Origin of the sequence: Burkholderia sp. ABCPW 11, assembly GCF_001523445.1 — a bacterium.
GTDB lineage: Bacteria > Pseudomonadota > Gammaproteobacteria > Burkholderiales > Burkholderiaceae > Burkholderia.
This window is the reverse complement of sequence record NZ_LOVM01000062.1, coordinates 36,841-55,067: the sequence shown is the minus strand read 5'-3', so window position 1 is coordinate 55,067 and position 18,227 is coordinate 36,841. Positions and strand designations below refer to the sequence as shown.

General features: G+C 67.1%; 16 protein-coding genes. 7 read left to right on the top strand and 9 right to left on the bottom strand.

Annotated features, from left to right (window positions below; all coding sequences use genetic code 11):
• Window positions 1–66: 66 nt before the first annotated feature.
• From WS61_RS23405 to WS61_RS23390, 4 genes are all read right to left on the bottom strand, one after another.
• Window positions 67–2,190, bottom strand: coding sequence for a TonB-dependent siderophore receptor (locus WS61_RS23405; protein WP_059503932.1), 2,124 nt, complete (start codon window positions 2,188–2,190; stop codon window positions 67–69).
• A 40-nt stretch (window positions 2,191–2,230) separates the two neighbouring features.
• Window positions 2,231–3,700, bottom strand: coding sequence for a PepSY domain-containing protein (locus tag WS61_RS23400; RefSeq protein ID WP_059503930.1), 1,470 nt, complete (start codon window positions 3,698–3,700; stop codon window positions 2,231–2,233).
• Between the two features lie 242 nt (window positions 3,701–3,942).
• Window positions 3,943–4,428: a DUF2946 family protein gene (locus tag WS61_RS23395; protein WP_059503928.1), complete on the bottom strand. Its 486-nt coding sequence runs from the start codon at window positions 4,426–4,428 to the stop codon at window positions 3,943–3,945.
• A gap of 110 nt (window positions 4,429–4,538) precedes the next feature.
• Window positions 4,539–4,862, bottom strand: a complete 324-nt coding sequence (locus WS61_RS23390; RefSeq protein WP_034205546.1) for a hypothetical protein — start codon at window positions 4,860–4,862, stop codon at window positions 4,539–4,541.
• Window positions 4,863–5,005: 143 nt separating this feature from the next.
• On the opposite strand from WS61_RS23390, the gene WS61_RS35295 reads away from it, so the two are divergent.
• Together WS61_RS35295 and WS61_RS23385 are read left to right on the top strand one after the other, a co-directional pair.
• Window positions 5,006–5,155, top strand: coding sequence for a hypothetical protein (locus WS61_RS35295; protein WP_179949404.1), 150 nt, complete (start codon window positions 5,006–5,008; stop codon window positions 5,153–5,155).
• 295 nt (window positions 5,156–5,450) lie between these two features.
• Window positions 5,451–6,083 carry a LysE family translocator gene (locus WS61_RS23385; RefSeq protein ID WP_059503926.1) on the top strand — a complete coding sequence of 211 codons (633 nt, stop codon included), beginning with the start codon at window positions 5,451–5,453 and terminating at the stop codon, window positions 6,081–6,083.
• A gap of 72 nt (window positions 6,084–6,155) precedes the next feature.
• Here the strand turns inward: WS61_RS23385 and WS61_RS23380 are convergent, their stop codons facing one another.
• On the bottom strand, window positions 6,156–7,784 hold the full coding sequence (locus WS61_RS23380; RefSeq protein WP_059503924.1) for an NADP-dependent glyceraldehyde-3-phosphate dehydrogenase: 1,629 nt from the start codon (window positions 7,782–7,784) through the stop codon (window positions 6,156–6,158).
• A 933-nt stretch (window positions 7,785–8,717) separates the two neighbouring features.
• Here WS61_RS23380 and WS61_RS23375 point away from each other — a divergent pair.
• Window positions 8,718–10,847, top strand: a complete 2,130-nt coding sequence (locus WS61_RS23375; protein WP_059503922.1) for a TonB-dependent siderophore receptor — start codon at window positions 8,718–8,720, stop codon at window positions 10,845–10,847.
• A 69-nt stretch (window positions 10,848–10,916) separates the two neighbouring features.
• Here WS61_RS23375 and WS61_RS23370 read toward each other — a convergent pair whose 3' ends face one another.
• Window positions 10,917–11,864 carry a LysR family transcriptional regulator gene (locus WS61_RS23370; RefSeq protein ID WP_059503920.1) on the bottom strand — a complete coding sequence of 316 codons (948 nt, stop codon included), beginning with the start codon at window positions 11,862–11,864 and terminating at the stop codon, window positions 10,917–10,919.
• A 286-nt stretch (window positions 11,865–12,150) separates the two neighbouring features.
• Between WS61_RS23370 and WS61_RS23365 the strand changes: the two genes are divergently transcribed.
• Window positions 12,151–13,179: a DUF1338 domain-containing protein gene (locus WS61_RS23365; RefSeq protein ID WP_059503917.1), complete on the top strand. Its 1,029-nt coding sequence runs from the start codon at window positions 12,151–12,153 to the stop codon at window positions 13,177–13,179.
• 232 nt (window positions 13,180–13,411) lie between these two features.
• Here WS61_RS23365 and WS61_RS23360 read toward each other — a convergent pair whose 3' ends face one another.
• From WS61_RS23360 to WS61_RS35290, 3 genes are all read right to left on the bottom strand, one after another.
• Window positions 13,412–13,609 (bottom strand): CsbD family protein, encoded by a 198-nt coding sequence (locus WS61_RS23360; RefSeq protein WP_034205539.1) that lies wholly within the window; start codon window positions 13,607–13,609, stop codon window positions 13,412–13,414.
• A 53-nt stretch (window positions 13,610–13,662) separates the two neighbouring features.
• Window positions 13,663–14,013: a BON domain-containing protein gene (locus WS61_RS23355; protein WP_059503915.1), complete on the bottom strand. Its 351-nt coding sequence runs from the start codon at window positions 14,011–14,013 to the stop codon at window positions 13,663–13,665.
• 69 nt (window positions 14,014–14,082) lie between these two features.
• Complete coding sequence (locus WS61_RS35290; protein ID WP_179949403.1) at window positions 14,083–14,247, bottom strand: hypothetical protein; 165 nt, start codon at window positions 14,245–14,247, stop codon at window positions 14,083–14,085.
• Between the two features lie 382 nt (window positions 14,248–14,629).
• Here WS61_RS35290 and WS61_RS23350 point away from each other — a divergent pair, with 382 nt between their 5' ends.
• From WS61_RS23350 to WS61_RS23340, 3 genes are all read left to right on the top strand, one after another.
• The gene (locus WS61_RS23350) at window positions 14,630–16,162 is read left to right on the top strand and encodes a helix-turn-helix transcriptional regulator (protein ID WP_034205537.1); all 1,533 of its coding nucleotides are present in this window, start codon (window positions 14,630–14,632) and stop codon (window positions 16,160–16,162) included.
• Window positions 16,163–16,303: 141 nt separating this feature from the next.
• Window positions 16,304–16,495, top strand: coding sequence for a CsbD family protein (locus WS61_RS23345; protein WP_027782241.1), 192 nt, complete (start codon window positions 16,304–16,306; stop codon window positions 16,493–16,495).
• A 422-nt stretch (window positions 16,496–16,917) separates the two neighbouring features.
• The gene (locus tag WS61_RS23340) at window positions 16,918–18,069 is read left to right on the top strand and encodes a branched-chain amino acid ABC transporter substrate-binding protein (RefSeq protein WP_059503914.1); all 1,152 of its coding nucleotides are present in this window, start codon (window positions 16,918–16,920) and stop codon (window positions 18,067–18,069) included.
• The last annotated feature ends 158 nt before the right edge of the window (window positions 18,070–18,227 follow it).

Below are 18,227 nucleotides of genomic sequence, written 5' to 3'. Positions count from 1 at the left end.
ACCGGAGGCTGACCGACCCGCCGCCGCGCACGGGGCGGCGCGCGCGTTGCGTGGCGGCGCGCCGCATCAGAACCGGTAGTTCGCGAGCACCTCGAACCGCCGATCGTTGCCGAGCAGATACTGCGTCTCGTTGTAGTACGCGGACTGCACGTAGCGACGGTTGAACACGTTGTACGCGCGGGCGGTGATCGTCGTGTCCTTGCGCGGCCGCCACGCGAGGCCCAGGTCGACGGTCGTGTACGACGGCATGGCGAGCCGGTTCGCGGTATCGGCGAACCGCTTGCCGACGTACTTGACGCCCGCGATGCCCGTCCAGTCCGGCGCGAAGCGCCAGCTCACCCACAGGTTCGCCAGACGCTGCGGCACCGACATCGGCACGTTGCCCGCGCGCGATACGGTCGCGTCGCCGGACGACTGCTGGAAATCGTCGTATTTCGCGCGCAGGATCGATACGTTCGCATCGACGCGCCAATCCTTCGCGATCTCCGCACCGACCGTCGCCTCCAGCCCGCGCGACGACTGCTGGCCGACCTGGATCGACTGGTTCGGGTTCGCCGGGTCGGCCGTCAGGAGATTGCTCTTCACGATCCGGTACGCGGCCAGCGTCCATTCCGCGTTGCCGTCGAGGAACGACTGCTTCACGCCGATCTCGATCTGCCGGCCGGTCGCGAGCGTGAAGTTCGCCTTCGACGCATTCAGCGACAGCAGCGAGCTGACCGGATCGGCCGCGACCGAATACTGGCCGTACACGGCGAGGCCGGGCCGCACGTCGTATACGGTGCCGACGCGCCAGCCCGTGTTCGCGAACACCTTCGTGAATGCGCCGCCGTTCACGAGATCGTCGCGGTTCACGCTCGCATGGTCGTAGCGCAGCCCGCCGATCACCGACCAGCGCGGCGTGATCGCGAGCCGATTCTCCGCGAACAGCGCGTACTGGTTCGACTGGCTGCGGTACTTCGGAAATGTACCGGCCGTATTGATGAAACCGCGCGGATCGAAGTCGAGCGGATCGACCGTCGACGTGCCCGAATACGGCGAGTTGTTGTCGTGCTGGAACGTCGTGTGGTTGAACTCGACGCCCGCCGAAAACGTGTTGCGCATCCCGAACAGCGCGCTGTCGACGGTGGCCGTCGTCACGTTGCCGTACTGTTCCTGATCGTGAAAGATCTCGGTGTAGCTGCTGCGCCGCACCTGCGCGCTCGACGGCACGTACGTGTAGTACTCCGCATCCTTCCAGTGACGATTGCTCTTCATCCGGTACAGCGTGCTCGTCACGTTCAGGCCGTCGCTCGGCTGCCAGTTCGCCGATACGGTGGCCCAGCTGTCGCGGAACGCGATGTCGGCGTCGCCGACGTTGTAGTTCTTCTCGTCGAGCGCGCGATCGCGCGCGCCGCCGACGAGCGGCGTGCCGAAATACCGCATCGGATGCTGGAAGCCCTGCGCGTACGACGCCGTCACGTACAGGTCGGGCGTCACGTCGTAGCGCAGCGCGCCCGACACCGACAGGTTGCGCGAGTCGCCGCGATCGACCCAGTTCGACGAGCGGTTGCCGCTGATGTCGAAGCGGTACGACAGCTTGTCGCCGATCGCGCCGCCGCTGCCGAACGCGGCGCGCGCCGTGCCTTCGGTGCCGCCGCCGACTTGCAACTCATTGCGGATCGGCGTGCGCGTCGGCTTCTTCGGCACGATGTTGACCACGCCGCCGATCGCGCCTTCGCCGTAGATTACCGAAGCGGGGCCGCGCAGCACGTCGATATGGTCGACCGACCACGTGTCGAACGGGAACGTGACGCCGATCGCGCCGTACGGGCGCACGCCGTCGTAGAGCTGCGTGACCGACGACGCGCCGACGAAGCCGCGCGCGGCGAGCTCCGAATCGCCGTTGCCGGGATGCGGCGACGCGCTGATGCCGGCGGCGCGGCTTACCGCGTCGACGATCGAACTGTCGCCGCGCGTGTCGAGGGTCGCGCGGCCGATCTGCTCGACGCTCGCGGGCGTTTCGAGCGGCGACAGCCCGAGATGGCTGCCGGTGTCGAGCGGTTGCGTCAGTGCGGGTGCCTTCTGCGCGTCGACGCGAATCGGTGCGAGCGTGGCGCCGGCGCCGTCGCCGCCGCTTTCCTGTGCTTGTGCGTGCCCGGCCGGCGAGAGCGCCGCGAGAACGGCAGCGGGCAGCATCGATCTGAACTTCATTGTTTCGGTTTCCTTCGAATGGGGGAGGTGCTTGCGTCGATCACGCTGCGGCCGGGGCCGCGCGGCCGAACAGCAGCCGGTCGAGCAGCCAGACCGCGACGAGCGTCAGCCCCATCAACGGGAAAACGATGCCGAGCAGCACGAGCCCGGCGACCCAGCCGCGCATCGGCGGCGTGCCGCGTTCGCGCGACGGTGCGCCCAGCTTCCCGGCCGGGCGGCGTTTCCACCACATCACGGTACCCGTGACGGCCATCGCGGCCAGCCCGAGCGACAACACCGCGCAAAGGATCTGATTCGCGAGCCCGAAATAACGGCCCATGTGCAGCGACGTGCCGTACGACACGGCTTTCGATACCGCGCCGTAGTCGTCGTAGCGGATGTCCTTCAGGACGGCGCCGCTGTACTGGTCGACATAGATCGTGCGTTCGGCCTTCGGGTCGGCCGGAAAGTACGACGCGGTGAACACGCCATCCGCGCCGGACGGCAACGCGAGCGTGTAGCCGCTCGTTACGCCGAGCCCGGCGACGATCGCGATCGCGCGGGCCAGCGGCAGCGGCGCAGGGGCCGGCGCCGACGGCGAATGCGGCACGGGCACGTTGCCGACCGCCCACGGCGTTTGCGGCAACGGCAGGTCGTCCATCACCATTCCCGGCATCGATTCGCCGGAATCGTGGTGATGGCCGGACGGCATGGCCGCCTGCGCAGGCGCCTGCCCGGCCGTCACGGCGGCACCCGGGCGCGTCGAGCGGATCGACTCGCCGCCCCACGCGCCTTCCGGCGCGCCGAGGTTCACGGTCGCGGCGAGCGCCTTGAAATTCTTGCCCCACGAGCCCGACCACGGCAGCCCCGTCAGGATGAACGCGACCGTGCCGGCCGCGAGCCAGATGCCGGCCGACGCGTGAATGCTCTTCCACAGCGGCCGGCCGCGCAGCGACAGGTCGGGCCGCAGCGCGCGCCCGACGCGGGCCGCCCCGCGCGGCCACCACAGCGCGACGCCGGTGCCGATCATCACGAAGGTCCAGCAGGCGGCGAGCTCCATCAGCAACTCGCCGGTCTTGCCGAGCAGCAGCTTGCGATGCAGCATTCGGTCGACCTGCATGAAGCGGTTCTCGACGCTCAGCGTGCCGAGCACGCTGCCGTCGTACGGGTTCACGTACACGCTCTCGCGGCTGCCGTCGCGCAGCCGGAATACGTACTCGGCGCTGCGGTCCGGCGCGGTGGCGACCTGCACGGACACCGGCGTGGCGCCGGCCGGCATCGCGGTGCGTGCGCGGGCGAGCAGCGTGTCGGCATCGAGCCGCGGCGTCGCGCGCGGTTCGACGACCAGCCGGTGCGGATACAGCAGCGGTTCGATCTGCGGCTGGAAGCAGTAGAGCGTGCCCGTGATCGCGAGGATCACGAGGAACGGCATCACGAACAGGCCGGCGTAGAAATGCCAGCGCCAGAGCGTCCGATAACCGGCGCTGGCGGAACGGGCGGGCGAGATGGCCCGATCGACGGTGGTCGACATGGTGTGAACTCCTCGGGTGCGTCGAGCGGCGCGACCGGCGGGGGCCGGCTGCGGTCGACGTGCGTCGCACCCGCATGCGTGCATCGCCGCGGCGGGCGGCGCGGCAGCTGCGCAAACGGTGCGCAGGGCGGCGTCGCCCGCGCGATGCGGGCATTCGGGTGAACGCGTGAATCAGGTCAGGGCGAAACGAACGGCGTGAACGCGCATGCACGTCGACGTGCGCGCGTCACGGGGCAAAACGTTCAGCAGAACAAAGGAGGGGCGCGGGAGGGCGGGCGATCGTCGAATATCGATCGCACGAATGGAAGACCGTCGAAGCGAATGAAGAAGCGCCGCGGCGGCGCTGCGGGAAACAGCAGCACCAGCAGCACGAACGACGCGAGCGCGGTGAACAGTGCGGCGCCGAATGCGCACAGGCTGTCGCCGTTGTCGGAGGACGCCGCCTGGTCGGCGTGCGCGTCATGCTTCAGTGCATCGGCGAGCGCGCGCGCATCGTTGGCCGGCGTGATCGGCGCGCCCGCATCGAAGCGGGCGGCCAGCGCGGCGCCGGTGACGATCAGCGGGCCGCGGCCCGAACACAGCACCACCGAGCCCGCATCCGGACCGTCCGGATCGAGCATCACGGCGCCCGACATCAGCGCGCGGGACAGCAGCGTCACGAGGAGGAACCCCCACAGCCACCGTCGCGCGACGCCTGGCCGGAGCAGGAAGCGGCGAAGTGCGTTCATGGCGCGCGATTGTACCTCCGTTTACGTGGAGGGACAGTCGGGGCGCGCGTGTGCGGGATGGGTTGGGTTGCCGCGACGGCCGTGCGCGACGCGCGATCCGTTGCGCCGGCTCACACCGGATAGGCGTCGTCGACCTTCAGGTTCGCGAGCCGGAACAGCGTGCGCAGCGTCTGCGGATGAATGTCGCGGTGCGCGGCGAGCGACGTCAGCATGAAGTCGAGCACCTTCGCGTAGCGGAGCAGCACGAGGCAGCGCGCGAGATCGGGCGCGCGGCCGCGCATGTCTTCGGCGAGCGTGACCATTTGCGTCGACAGCGTGCGTGCCATCTCGAGTTCCATCTGCTGTTTTTCGGTCCAGTCGGGCAGCGGCTGTTCGAGCACCTTCGCGAGGAAGAGCTGGAACGACGAATCGGACGAGTTGGGCTGCGCATCCATGAAGAGCCTCGTTGCGTGTGCATACGTACGGGCGTATCCGCGGACGCGCCCGAGGGTGAATCATGTCCGCGCAGTCCCGCGCGCGGCTTCTGCCCGAACGGAATGCAGATTCCGTACCAGCGCCGCCAGACGATTGTTGAGCAATGTTGAGCCGCGATCCGCCGTCGGTCGGCGAGTCCCGTCGGGACTGGATTGCGCAGGCGATCGAGGAGGGTATCTACGGGCGCGAGGTGGACGGCGTCGGGCGCCCGAAACGGCGCGACGACGCGAAATGCTTCACGGATGTAACGTAACGCGGGCCTCGGGCGCGTCGCGCGTTTCCCCTGCGAATGGCCGGAACGACGCGTGCCGTGCGGTTCCGCCGCGCCCGCCGTGCGTCCGCCGACGGTAAACCGCTGCGCGGAACGTGCGCTGTCGCATCGCGCGAACGGCGGCGAGCACGCCGGTTGTTTCAAAACAGAGACGGTCCGGCGGCGGGCGATCGGTTGCGTGGCCATCCAACTGGCCCACCGATCGGACGCACAATTGTCCATGGGCAGACGGCGCAGGTTTGCCAACAATCTCCGGATCGTCCCCGCGAGATTCGACATGAGCGCCCATACCTTCTTCTCGGCCAACCTGCTGCTTGCCTACACGGCCTATTTCATCGGCACGGCCAGCCCCGGGCCGAGCAATCTCGCGATCATGTCGGTCGCCGCGAACCAGGGCCGCAAGGCGGCGCTCGCGTTCGCGCTCGGCGTGATTTCAGGGTCGATGTTCTGGGCGATGGTCGCGGCGCTCGGCATATCGGCCGCGCTGCTCGCGTGGTCGAAGCTGCTGGTCGCGATCAAGGTCTTCGGCGGGCTGTACCTGCTGTGGCTCGCGTTCAAGTCGGCGCGCACGGCGCTGTCGGGCCCGCCGGCGGCATCGGCGAATGCGGCGCGCGAGCAGCGGCTGTCGCGCTTCTACGTGCGCGGCGCGATGCTGCATCTGACCAATCCGAAGGCGATTCTCGTGTGGGTGTCGATCGTCGCGCTGTCGTCGAACGGCGCGGGCGGGGCGCACGGCGCCGTCGTCCCGGGCTGCCTCGCGATCGGCTGCATGGTGTTCGGCGGCTATGCGCTGGTGTTCTCGATGGACGGTGCGCGGCGGCTTTACGTGCGCGGCCGTCGCGCGATGGAAGCATGCCTGGCCGTCGTGTTCGGCGTGGCGGGCGTCCGGCTGCTGGTGACGAACGTCTAGCAGGGCGACGCATGCCGGAAGCGCCCCGCCGCACCGGCGTGCGACGGGGGCCCGGCATCGATCAGGATGGCTTCAGAAAATGAAGCCCGTATTGATGAACTTCGAGTGGTGATCCGACACGATCGAGTCGAGCAGCTGCTTGCTGGCGTCGGTCTGCTTCGCCGCGACCATCGAGCGGATCGAGAACGCGCGCAGCGCATCGCTCACCGACAGCGTGCCCTCGGCCGAATCCTTGCGCCCCGCGAACGGGAACACGTCGGGCCCGCGCTGGCACTGGCAGTTGATGTTCACGCGGCACACCTGGTTCACGAGCGGATCGACGAGCGCGCCGATCTGCGCCGGATCGGAACCGAAGATGCTGACCTGCTGGCCGTGATCCGACGTCGTCACGTAGTCGAGCGCGGTTTCCACGTCGTCGAACGGTGCGACCGGAATGATCGGCCCGAACTGCTCCTCGCGGTACAGCTTCATCCCTTCGGACACCGGATACACGACGGCCGGGTAGAACAGCGTCTTGCTGAATTCGCCGCCCGAACGATTGACGACCTGCGCGCCCTTCGCCTTCGCGTCGTCGATCGCGTCGGTCATGTACACGGTGCGATGCATGCCGGGCAGCGGCGTGATGCTGACGCCTTTTTCCCACGGCATGCCGATTTTCAGCTGTTCGAGTGCGGCGGTGAAGCGCTTCAGGAATTCGTCGACGATCGAGCGATGCACGAGCAGCATCTTCAGCGCGGTGCAGCGCTGGCCGTTGAACGACAGCGCGCCGAGCAGGCACTCCTTCACGGTGAGGTCGAGATCGGCGTCGGGCAGCACGATCGCCGCGTTCTTCGCGTCGAGGCCGAGGATCGCGCGCAGCCGGTGCGACTTCGGGTGCTGCTTCTTCAGGTGATCGGCCACCTTGCTCGACCCGATCAGCGCGAGCACGTTGATCTTGCCCGACGCGAGCATGTGCGGCACGACCACCGCGCCCGGCGCGTAGATCGTGTTGATCACGCCCTTCGGGAATGCGTCGCGGAACGCCTCGAGCAGCGGCTCGAACAGCAGCGTGCCGTACTGCGGTGGCTTGAACACCACGGTGTTGCCCATCAGCAGCGCCGGAATCAGCGTCGCGAACGTCTCGTTCAACGGATAGTTGTACGGGCCCATGCAGAGCACGACGCCCAGCGGCGTGCGGCGGATCTGGCCGATCGTGCCTTCCGCGATCACGAAGCGCGAGTTCGTGTTGTCGAGCTCTTTCAGCGCGTCGATCGTCTGCGTCATGTAGGTGACGGTGCGGTCGAATTCCTTCTGCGAATCGGCGAGGCTCTTGCCGATCTCCCACATGATCAGGTTCACGACGAGTTCGCGCTGCGCGACCATCCGCTTGATGAAGTCCTGCATGCACGCGATGCGCTGCTCGACCTTCATCGTCGGCCATTCGCCGCGGCCGGCGTCGTACGCGCGCACCGCGGCGTCGAGCGCCGCGTCGCTTTCCGTTTCGCCCATCACCGGGTAGCTGCCGATTTCGACCTGCTCGACGCTGCCGTCCGCCTGTCGCACGCATACGGGCGACAGCACGGTCTTGGTTGCGCCGTCCCACGGCCGCAATTCGCCGTCGACGAGCGACACGCGCTGGTGAATCGGCGAAGCCAGCCGGAATTCGGCGGGGATGTCCTGTAAGGCGGGAAACAGGTGCTGCAGGGAGGCGGAATCGGGCATGACGGTCTCGTTTGACGGGGTGTCCGGGAAGGGACGGGCGAAGCGAATCCTGAGCTGAACGGTCCTCGATCCTGAATCCGCATCATGACGCGCACGCGACGGCGCGTCACGCGCAAATAGCGTCGATTCAGCGAATGGAACCAGTTCCATTTAAAAGGAACGACGCAACGAATGCAACATGGGTCGAAACGTGCCGAAATGACCGAAAGTATTCCGAAAGAATGTGTCCGAATCCCGGATATAACGGCCGCGGTGCAGACGCAAACGTTTTACTTCTGCCGAATTGCGTGGATAATGGCGCAGCGCGGCGAGGAAAAAAATGCAGCGAGCCTGAGAGCAGACGTAGTGAAGAACAGAAGAAGATCCGCCGCGTTGCCGATACGAGGTCGGCTGCCCGGAGCGCCGGGTCGGGGTTGCCCGGTCCGGCGCACACCGGACCGTTGAATCCGTTCCGTCTGCTCGATCCGGTCCTTCGCGATCCTCTCCAGTTTCCCCGTCGTCGTATCCCGATTCCCGCGCGTTACCGATCGTTGCCGCATGAGACGGCCGATTCGAATCTTTCGTTTCTATTACGAAACAAGCCGCTCAAGGGCCCGAAACGGAAAGGCATTCGTCAGGAATGCAGAGCGCGATGCGCGCTCACGTTGCGGCCAGGCGACACGTTGAAAATTAACTAAAAACACGAATCATTCTCGTTTATTATTTCGCCGCATTACGAGCCGTGACGGGGCGTCACGGCTTTTTTCGTGCCGGCTGAGCCGGCCGGCAGCGATTCGTACCGGCCGCTCGCCGCACGGACTGCGCGACGGGGCAATCCTCCACGCGCATCGTCGTTTTCGCGAAAAGGGCGTCGCCGGCCGATTCGACGCGCGACGTGCGCGCGGGCCGGCGCGTTCTCGTTCGCCGTTTTCTTCACCACCTTCTACGTTCACGATGAAACTCAACACGAGCGCGTGCCATGCGCTTCTGATTGCCACGTCGCTGGCCGGCGCCCGCACTTCGTTTGCGCAGGCGGCCGACGCCGCGGCGACCCTGCCCGCGATTTCCGTCAACGCGGCCGCCGAGCATGCGTCGTACGACGGCGGCCATTCGCGCGCGGCGACCAAGACCGACATGTCGCTGATGGACGTGCCGCAGACCGTGAACGTCGTGCCGCACGCGGTGATCGAGGATCAGAACGCGACGTCGCTGCAGGACGCATTGCGCAACGTGCCGGGCGTCGGCTTCTCGGTCGGCGACGGCCAGCGCGACCAGATCACGATCCGCGGCTTCAACAGCATCACGGACCAGTACGTCGACGGCATTCGCGACGATGCGCTGTACTACCGCGACCTGTCGAACGTCGAGCGTGTCGAGGTGCTGAAGGGGCCGGCGGCGGTGCTGTACGGGCGCGGCTCGGCGGGCGGCATCGTGAATCGCGTGCTGAAGCGGCCGCAGGCGACCCCGGTGAACGACGTGGGCGTGACGCTCGGCACGCGAGGCGAGCGGCGCGGCGAATTCGACCTCGGCTGGAACCCGAACGACGCCGCGCGCTTTCGGATGACCGGCGCGGCCGAGAATTCGAACAGCTTCCGCGACCGGTTCCAGCTCAACCGGCAGGCGATCGCGCCGTCCGCGCAGTTCAAGCTCGACCGCGACACGGTGCTGAACGTCGAATTCGACTATCTGCACGACCGCCGCACGTCCGATCAGGGCCTGCCCGCGTATCGCGGCCGGCCGGTCGACGTGCCGATCAACACGTACTACGGGTCGGCCGACGGGGGGAACAGTTCTTACAACGACGTCTCCGCGAAGAGCGCGACGGTGTCGCTCGATCACCGCTTCGACGATTCGCTGTCGTTCCACGGCGCGATCCGCGCGTACGACTTCTCGCTCGAGCGGAAAAACTACGTGACGTACGAGCCGATCAAGACGGCCGCGCGCCCGGTCGTCACGCTCGACCAGTCGACGCGCCAGCGCACCGATCACGGCATCGACGGGCTGTTCGAGCTCACGCAGAAGACGTCGCTGTTCGGCATGCGTCACGAGCTGCTGTACGGGCTCGAGCTGTCGCAGCAGCAGAAGTTCGACACGATCTACAGCGTGACGAAGGTCGCGACCTACGATCTCTTCAATCCGCAGCCGGTCGTGCTGCCCGGCGTGCCGACCGGCGCGCGCGCGAAGACGAACGCGTCGACCGTCGTCGGGCTCGCGGGCGTCTACGCGCAGGATCTGATCTCGCTGACCGAACACTGGAAGGTGCTCGCGGGCCTGCGCTTCGACTACCTGAACCAGACCCGCCACGACTACACGTCGTCGAACGTCAATCTCGAGCGCACCGATCATGCGTGGAGCCCGCGCGTCGGCCTGATCTACGAACCGCTCGACTGGCTCACGCTGTACGGGTCGTTCAGCCAGTCGTTCTCGCCGCTGGCCGACACGCTGATCAGCTCCGGCGCGTTCTCGAACGGCGCCGCGCTCGCGCCGCAGAAGACCACCGCGTATGAGGTTGGCTCGCGCTTCGACCTCGGCGGCAAGGCGACGGCCAGCGTCGCGCTGTTCGACATGCGCCAGACCAACCAGCAGATCGGCGATCCGGCGAATCCCGGCTATGCGCTGCCGATCGGCACGCAGCACGTGCGCGGGATGGAGCTCGGCTTCACCGGCGAGATCGCGCCGAAGTGGTCGGTGTATGCGGGTTACGCGTACCTGAACGGCACGGTGGACGGATCCGCGCAGTCGACGGCGGCCGGCCTCGCGGTGTCGAGCAACACGCCGGGGCTGATGCCGCGCCACAGCGCGAACCTGTGGCTCAAGCGCGAGCTGCCGTACGGCTTCTATGCGGCGGCCGGCATGCAGTTCCAGTCGGCGCGCTACACGTCGGCGAGCGATCTCGTCACGCTGCCGTCGTTTACGGTGTTCAACCTGGGCGCCGGCTATCGGAGCAAGAAGGTCGACGTGACGCTCACGCTCGACAACCTGTTCAATCGCCGCTACTTCATCGCCGCGCACGGCAACGCGGACCTGTACAACATGCCCGGCGATCCGCGTACGCTGACCGCCACGGTGAAGTGGCACATGTGACGCACGCGGTGCGCGACAATGCGGCTTCCCGCCGCGCAGCCGCGCGATGACGCCGGCGCGACGGCGCCGTTACTCGACGTCCTCGTCGTCTTCCTCAGCGGCGTCGTGCGCGTCGCGCTCCGGCGCCGCATACGCGCTCGCCTGTTCAAGCAGCCAGCTGCGGAACGATTCCAGCGGCTTGCTGTGGCTGAGCTCGGTCGGATACACGAGGTAGTACGCCGAATCGCCGACGGTTGCCGCATCGCACGGCACGACGAGGCCGAGCTGCTGCAACTGTTCCTCGACGAAGAACTTCGGCACGAGCGCGACGCCGAGCCCGGCCGCGGCCGCGCTGATCAGCATCGTGTGCAGTTCGTAGCGCACGCCCTGCATCGTGCGGATGTCCTCGACGCCGTGCGTCTCGAACCACTGCGCCCACGCGCCGGGGCGCGTCGTCGAGTGCAGCAGCGGATACGCGAGCAGATCCTCGACGCGCTCGACCGGCCCGTCCAGCAGCGCCGGCGAGCAGATCGGCACGACTTCCTCGCCGAACAGGTAGTCGGACGACGTGCCGGGCCAGGTCGGCTTGCCGTAGTGGATCGCGGCTTCGAAGTGCGTGTCCTCGAACGAGAACAGGTCGGTGCGGCTGCCCATGTTCACGCGCACGTCGGGCGTGCGGTCGTAGAAGCTCTTGATGCGCGGGATCAGCCAGTGCGACGCGAAGGTCGGCAGCACCGCGAGCTCGAGGTAACCGCCGCCGCTGCCGTGCGCGATGATCGACAGCGTGTCGCGGTCGAGCGTTTCCAGCGCGCGCCGCACTTGCGTGCCGTACAGCTTGCCGGCCCGCGTCAGCACGACGCGCTGCTTCACGCGCGCGAACAGCCGCACGCCGAGGCTCGCCTCCAGCGTCGCGATCTGCCGCGACACCGCGCTTTCGGTCAGGAATAGTTCCTTGGCCGCGTGCGTGAAGCTCTCGTGGCGGGCGGCGGCTTCGAAAGCCACGAGCGCGCCCATGTTGGGGATCTTGAATTTGCGCATGATGTCGGGGGCCGTTTAGAGATGGAACGTCATGGGAACGGGGTATTCCATCTCTAAACGGGCCCTTGATTTGTCTGACGAAGGGATCCTCGCGGCGTCGGGTGAAACGCCTGCGAAGAACCGGCCGATAATTCCAAAAACTCATCACATATCAATTTAATCTCGCTTTACGCCCCGCTGCAACCCTTTGAATAATGCTTCCCGTGCAAGGCTAGGCGCCCGCTGGGCGGCCGGCCGACGAATGGCCGGCACGTTTGCCGGCGGGTCCCCCGAGACGAGAATCCTGATGCGCAATCCGAATATCGACAGCTTGCTGACGAAGCTGCTGGGACAGGCGAAGACCGACGCCCTGTTCTCGACCCTGAACATGCCGGCCATCCTCGAAGAATGGGAAGACGGCGTCGTGACGCGCGCGGAAATCGCGCAGGCGATGAACATGGCGCTGTTCGAAGGACTGCTCGAGCGTTCGGCGAACGGCCGCGCGTACACGGCCGACACGATCGAAAGCGGCGGTTCGGTCTATTTCGACCACGGCGCGCTGCGCACGGTGCGCTGGCCGCACACGGGCGCGCTGCCGCCGGGCGAGGCCGCGTTCACGCGCATCCTGCGTCCGCTCGGCTTCCGCCTGAACGGCCGTTACCCGCTCGACAAGCTCGGCATGACCGGCCGGGCGTACGCGCATGAGGACGCGCCGGACGAAATCGCGCAGTTCTTCGTCAGCGAACTGCATCCGGAGCGCTTCTCGAAGGAATTCCAGCAGGCCGTGACGAATGTCGTCAGCTCGTCGCGCGACCCGTTGTCGCCGGCGGCCGTCGCGCTGCTGTGGGAAGTCGAGCGCGAAGGCTGGCTGTCGCTGGAAGACGCGCATGCGTTGCTGCCGGAAATCGTCGGCGCGTTCGCGCGCCAGCACGACCTGCCGAACGAGCTCGACTATGAAACGCTGCTGATGGAATCGGCGGAAATGGCGTGGATCGCGACCGAAGGCAATGCGTTCAACCACGCGACCGACCGCGTCGCCGACGTGTTCAAGCTGGCCGACGCCGAGAAGGCGAAGGGTCGGCCGATGAAGCCGGAAGTCGAACGCTCGCGCTCGGGCCGCGTGTTCCAGACCGCCTATCGTGCGGATACCGTCGAGCGCGAGTTCCGCACCCGCGACGGCGGCACGGTGAAACGCAACGTGCCGGGTTCGTTCTACGAGTTCATCACGCGCAAGCGCACGTTCGACCAGACGGCGCGCCGCTGGGTGACCGACCTGCGCTTCGACGCGGGCAACGCACAGGGCATCTTCAAGATGACGGCGAACGCGGCGAAGTAAGCGCGACGCATGCAAAAGCCGACGGGCCGGCGGCTGGGTTTCAGCCGCCGGCCCGTTTTCGTTCGTCGACGGGGCGTCGCGTGCGTCAGAAGAGGTGCGTGACCAGATAAAACAGCACCAGCAGCCCGATCGGTACGCCGAGCAGCCATGCGATCAGATACTTGCCCATGTCGTTGTCCTCCTCGTGGCCGCGACGCGGCGCGCGTCGCGGCGGGGTGAGACGACTGGCGCGTTACAGCTCGCGGTCGAATTCCTTCAACTGCTTCTCGGCTTCGTCGCGGGCAATGCCGTAACGCTCCTGGATCTTGCCGGCCAGATAATCGCGATTGCCTTCCGCGACCGCGAGATCGTCGTCGGTCAGTTTGCCCCACTTGGCCTTCAGCTTGCCGGTGAGCTGCTTCCACTGGCCCTTGATCTTGTCTTCGTTCATGGTGTGCTCCTTTCGTAAGGGGAGAAAAGTGCGGCACGCGGCCGCGTGATGGTTCAGGCTTTCGCCTTCAGGCCGGACGCGTCGACGTGCTTCACGCCCTTGATGGCGCGCGTCACGGCGACGGCCTTCTTCACGGCGGTCTTCGTCGGCAGCACGCCCGTGAGCGTGACGACGCCGTCCACCGTCTTCACGCTGATGTCGGTGCTCTTCACGCCGTCGGTGGTCGCGAGCTCACTCTTCACCTTGGTCGTGATCCATGTGTCTGTCACCGGCTGGCTCGATTCGGTCGCCATGTCGCTGTCGGTCGACGAGGCCTGGGCGTGCGCGTTCGTGAGCGGGGCAGCGGAAAGCAGGAAGGCCGCGCTGACGGCGAGCAGTGTCGAAAGGTGCGAGGTCTTGTTCATTGATGTTCTCCTTCGATTGGCGGGTGAATCAATGGGCGAGCACGGATCGTTCCCGTGCGTTCCCGGGCCTTAGCGGGCGATCGGCGTGTCGTAGCCGGGCTCGCGCGGCGGCATGTCCGGCCGCGGCACGTCGGGCGGCAGCGGCACCGGCGGGTCGGTGCCCGGCGCCGGTTCGGGCGGATTGTCCGGGGGCGGTTCGGGCCGCGTCGGATCGGGTGTCTGATGCTGTTTCATCCGGGTGTCCTCCTCTGCGGTATGAAAGGGCAGCGCATGAGCGCCGATGCAGTACCAGCGTACCGACGCGAACGCGAGCGGACATCGCGCAAATTCACCTGATCGGCTAGTGCGTTTGCACCGGGGACGGAATGAACGGGCGAGCTCGCGACATGCACCATGATCCGGGCAACGCCGCACGACGGGCGCGCGGGCCGCATTGTGCGGTCGGCGGGGCACCGCACGATCGCGAGCGGCGTGCGAATGTACTATTCGAGATAGTGCATCCGCGCCTGTCGGGCCGTTGCGCGGCACGCGATCATCGCCGCACGCGCCGGCCGGGGCGTGCCACTGCAACGGGCGCTCGGCCGGCGCTCATGTCGACGACAGGGACAACGATTCGATGAACGAACAAGTAGACGAACAGGCGCTCAAGTCGCATACCGACCGGCGTCAACTGCACCAGATCATCGCCGGGCTCACCGAGGGCGTGATCCTGATCGAACCCGACCAGCGGATCGTCTGGGCGAACGAGGCCGCGCTCGCGATGCACGGTGTGACCGAGCTGAAGGCGCTCGGCGCGGACGTCACCGAATACCGCGAGCGATTCCGGCTGCGCTACCGGAACAACCATCCGGTGCGCGACGGCCACTATCCGATGGATCGCGTGATCGCCGGCGAAGAGTTCAGCGACGTGACGGTCGAGGTCGAATCGGCGGCCGACGAGTCGGTGAGCTGGGTTCACCGCATCCGCAGCCTGGTGCTGACGAACGCGGCCGGCGCACCCGATTGCCTCGCGCTCGTGCTGCACGACGCGACCGAATGGGCGAGCGCCGAGGAGCGCTTCGAGCGCACCTTCAACGCGAATCCGGCGCCGGCCGTGATCTGCCGGCTCGACGACTTGCGCTACGTGAAGGTCAACCAGGGCTTTCTCGACATGACGGGGTACGCGCGCGACGACGTGCTCGGCCGTTCGGTGTACGAGATCGACGTGCTCGAACAGGCCGAGCGGCGCGAGCTTGCGATCGAGCGGCTCGGCGAAGGCGCGACGATCCCGCAGATGGAAGCCGTGCTGAAGCTTGCCGACGGCAACACCAAGGCGGTGGTCGTCGCCGGGCAGCCGATCGACATGAACGGCGAGGCGTGCATGCTGTTCACGTTCATGGATCTCGAGCCGCGCAAGCAGGCCGAGCGCGCGCTGATGCAAAGCGAGGAGCGCTTCGCGACGGCATTCCGGATGGCGCCGGTCGCGACCGCGATCGTCACGGCCGACCGTTTCGAGCTGCTCGACGTGAACGACGCGTTTGCCGCGCTGACGGGCCACGCGCAAGGCGACCTGCTCGGCAAATCCGCCGACGAGATCGGGCTGTGGGCCGAGCGCGGCGTGTGGTCGCGCGTCGAAGGCCGGCTCGCGCGCGACGGCAACGTGCGCAATGCGGACGTGCAGATCCGCACGCGCGACGGCGACGTGCGCGATTGCGTCGTGTCGGCCGACCCCGTCGCGATCCACGGGCGCGACTGCCTGCTCGTCGCGCTGCTCGACATCAGCGACCGCAAGCGTACCGAGATGGAGCTCGTCTATGCGATCGAGACCGCGATGCAGGATGCGTCGTGGTTCAGCCGCACGCTGATCGAGAAGCTCGCGAACGTGCGGCGCGCGAATGCGCCGGATGCGGGTGCGCAGCTGTCCGACCTGACCGCGCGCGAGCGCGACGTATTCGACCTGCTGTGCCACGGCCTGGCCGACAAGGAGATCGCCGGCCGCCTCGGGCTTGCGCCGAACACCGTGCGCAACCACGTCGCGACGATCTACGCGAAGCTCGACGTGCACAGCCGCGGCGAGGCGATCGTCTGGGCGCGCGAGCGCGGGATCGTCGGCGCGGCCGAGGCGAACGGCGCGCGCGGCGACAAGGGCGGTGCGAAGGGCAAGGACTGACCGCGGCGGTACGAATGCACCAGGCGCACTGGTGCATCCGCATCTGCCGCCCGCGGCGCGTGCTTGCGATCCTGTCCACTCGGCGGCGCCGCGCAGGGGCGCGGCATCGCCGGCTTTCCTCAACCATCGCAGGAGACGACCATGGACAGGAATCGCATCGAGGGCAAGCTCAAGCAGGTCAAGGGTTCGGTCAAGGAAGCACTCGGCAAGGTGACGGGCGACCGCGAGACCGAAGCGGAAGGCGTGGCTGAACAGCAGGCCGGCAAGCTTCAGGAGAAGGCCGGCGAGGCCGCCGACGCGGTGCGCAACCACAAGGGCACCGATCGGCACTAATCGATGACGCGGCGCCTTGCCGGCGTCGCGAAGGCCGGCTGGGCCGGCGTCGCAACGATGATGCGTTGCCGGCATGACCATGGCCGGCCTTGATCCAGCGGCGCGGCCGCCCTTCGCCATGGACGGCTTCCCTGTACGGTCCACCGACGGACGGGCCGCGGATCGGCCACGACTACGGAACTTGATGACAAATCCTCACAACGTAGTTCCGATATTTCGTTTGCTGCACGGGTATTGGCTACCCACAATCCCTTCACCTCTTACGCGATGAAAGGCTCTTCGGAGACGGAGCCACGGTAATCGTCCGCCCGGATCGGCGCATTGCACCCGCCCTCGGCACGGAAAGGCATCACCGGCGCGCAGGAGGTTGCCGGCGCGCGACCCTCGCGCGTTGCATCCCGACCCCCAGAAGAAGGACTGCCATGACGTTCCGCATTCGTTCGCTTTCCGGCGTTGCACTGACCGCCGCGCTTCTCGTGTTCCAGACGGGCGCGGCCCGGGCGCAGGAGACGATCGTCAAGGTCGGCGTGGCCGGCCCGCTGACGGGCGGCGGCGCCGCATACGGCAAGGACATCGAGAACGGCGTGCGCATGGCGGTCGACGAAGCGAATGCCGCGCGCACGACCGTCGGCGGCAAGCCGGTGAAATTCGTCATCGCGTCGCAGGACGACCAGAGCGATCCGCGCACCGGCGTGCAGGCCGCGCAGCAGCTTGCCGACGCGCAGGTCGCCGTCGTGATCGGCCACTTCAATTCGGGCACGACGCTGCCCGCGTCGAAGATCTACGCGAAGGCCGGCATTCCGATGATCACGCCGTCGGCGACCAATCCCGACATCACGCGCGCCGGGCTCGATACCGTGTACCGCGTGATCGCGACCGACACGCAGAACGCCGGCAATGCCGGTGCGTATGCGGCGAGCGTGACGAAGGCGAAGCGCATCGCGATCATCGACGATCGCACCGCGTTCGGCCAGGGCGAGGCCGACGAGTTCGAGAAGGCCGTGAAGGCGAACGGCGGCACGATCGTCGCGCGCGAATTCACGAACGACAAGGCTGTCGACTTCAGCGCGCAGCTCACGAAGATCAAGAGCACGAATGCCGACCTCGTGTTCTTCGGCGGCCTCGACGCACAGGCCGCGATGCTCGTGAAGCGCATGCGCCAGCTCGGCATTCGCGCGCAGTTTCTCGCAGGCGGCGGCGTGATGAACGCGAACTTCATCAGGCTGGCCGGCAACGCGGCCGAAGGCGCGGCGGTGTGGGAGTACGGGCAGCCGCTGTCGCGTCTGGCGAAAGGCAAGCTGTTCGAAACGAAATTCAAGCAGAAGTACGGCGTCGACATGCTCGCGTATGCGCCGTTCGCGTACGACGCGACGTGGATCGCGATCAACGCGATGCAGAAGGCGAACTCGACGAAGCCGGCCGATTTCAACGGCGCGCTCAAGGGCACGCGCTACGACGGCATCACGGGCACGATCGCATTCACGAACACGGGCGACCTGAAGAACCCGAGCTCGACGCTGTATGAAGTGAAGAACGCCGCGTGGCAGCCCGTCACGACGAAATCGGCGGACTGAACGCAACACGGGCGAGCGGGCTTTCGCGGCGATGCCGGACGTGCTGAAATAGCCGGAGCGATCGTCGAGGAAGCCTGCCCGCGCGACGCCGCGCGAGTCGCGGCACGAACCACCCACGGGCGCGGCCAGCCGGCGAAGGGCGGCGCCAAGCCCGTCAT